Source organism: Frankia nepalensis (genome assembly GCF_016786325.1).
Classification (GTDB): Bacteria; Actinomycetota; Actinomycetes; order Frankiales; family Frankiaceae; genus Pseudofrankia; species Pseudofrankia nepalensis.
The window spans coordinates 1-1,828 of the sequence record NZ_JADWYU010000335.1; the positions used below are offsets into that span (position 1 = coordinate 1).

Below are 1,828 nucleotides of genomic sequence, written 5' to 3' on the forward strand. Positions count from 1 at the left end.
CGCACTCGGGGGGGGGGGTGGTCAACCGCGCGGCGGGGAACTCCCCGCGCGCGGGCCGCGCCCCCCGCGCGGCCGGCGCGCCTGACCCCCTTTCGTGACCTGTGACGGCGCCCCGCCAGGGACGCGCCGAGTAGAGGAAGAAGGACGAGCCGGTGGAAACGATCCTGTCGGAGCGGCGCTCGTATGTCGCGGGCACCTGGGTGGAGGGCGACGAGACGCTGCGGGTGGAGAACCCCGCGGACGAGTCGACCGTCACCGAGGTGTCTGTCACCCCGCTGCCCGAGATCGAGCGGGCGGTCCTCGAAGCCCGGCGGAGCTTCGACGAGGGCGTGTGGGCGGACCTGCCGGCGACCGAGCGGGCCCGGATCCTGCACGCCTTCCTCGACCACGTGGTCGCCTCGCACGACGCGCTGGTCGCCACGATGGTCGCCGAGGCCGGCCAGCCGACGATGTTCGCCGAGAACGCGCAGTTCCAGGCCGGTCTGGGCCTGGGCCGGGCGACGATCGACCTGTACCTGTCGATGCGGCACGAGGAGACCAACCCCGTGCCCGTCGACGACCTGGTGCGCGGCGGGCTGAAGCTGAGCGTGAAGCGGCACGAGCCGATCGGCGTCGTCTCGGCGATCACCCCCTACAACGGGGCGATCATCATGGCCTTCCAGAAGATCATCCCGGCGCTGATCGCGGGCAACTCGGTGGTGCTGCGGCCGAGCCCGCTGACGCCGATCTCGTCGCTGGTGTTCGGCCAGGCGGCCGAGGCCGCGGGCCTGCCGCCCGGCGTCCTGTCGGTGGTCGTCGAGGCCGGCTCGGCCGGCGCGGAGCTGCTCACCAGCCACCCGGGCATCGACATGGTCTCGTTCACCGGCTCCACGGCGGTCGGGCGGCGGATCCTCGCGCAGGCGGCGCCGACGGTGAAGCAGGTGGCCCTCGAGCTCGGCGGCAAGTCGGCGCAGATCTACCTGCCCGACGCGGTCGGCAAGGCGGCGACCGGCGCCGCGATGGTCGTGGCGATGACCGCCGGGCAGGCGTGCGTGGCCGCGACCAGGATGCTCGTACCGGCCGACCGCAAGGAGGAGGTCGTCGAGGCGGTCAGTCAGACCTACGCCCGCCTGAAGGTCGGCCCGCCGAGCGACCCGTCCGCCACCCTCGGCCCGGTCATCGACGCGGCGGCGCGGGCCCGCGCCGAGCGTTACGTCGCCCTGGCCGAGGAGCACGGCGGCAAGGTCGCCTTCGGCGGCGGCCGCCCCGCCGGCCTGGAGCGCGGCTACTACTTCGAGCCGACCGTGCTCGACGTGCGCGACAACACCAATCCCGCCGCGCGGGAGGAGATCTTCGGCCCGGTGATCACGATCCTGGGCTACACCGACGTCGACGACGCGGTGCGGATCGCCAACGACAGCGACTACGGCCTGTCCGGCCAGGTCTACGGCGCGGACCTCACGGCGGCGACCGCGGTCGCGCGGCGGCTGCGCACCGGCGCCGTCAACGTCAACTCCGGCATGTTCAGCCCGTATGCCCCGGGTGGCGGCTACAAGCAGAGCGGTCTTGGCCGTGAGCGCGGCACCGAGGGCATCCGCGCCTTCCAGGAGGTCAAGCACATCGCCATCGGCGAGCTCCGCTAGGCCCGCCGCGCCCTGCCCGCCAACAGCCTGCCCGCCGACAGCCTGCCCACCGGGCCCGTGGCCCGGGCCCACCACACCTCGAAGGAGCCGACCATGGCATCCGACCTCAACCTCGACTGGTTGATCTCCGTCGACGACCACATCCTCGAGCCGCCGCACGTGTGGATCGACCGGGTCCCGAGCAAGGACCGCGACCGCGCCCCGCA

The 1,828-nt window shown here is 73.3% G+C and carries 1 protein-coding gene; it reads left to right on the forward strand.

Annotated elements, in window-relative coordinates:
* Positions 1–152: 152 nt before the first annotated feature.
* Positions 153–1,622, forward strand: coding sequence for an aldehyde dehydrogenase family protein (locus I6A81_RS41030; protein WP_203008454.1), 1,470 nt, complete (start codon positions 153–155; stop codon positions 1,620–1,622).
* The last annotated feature ends 206 nt before the right edge of the window (positions 1,623–1,828 follow it).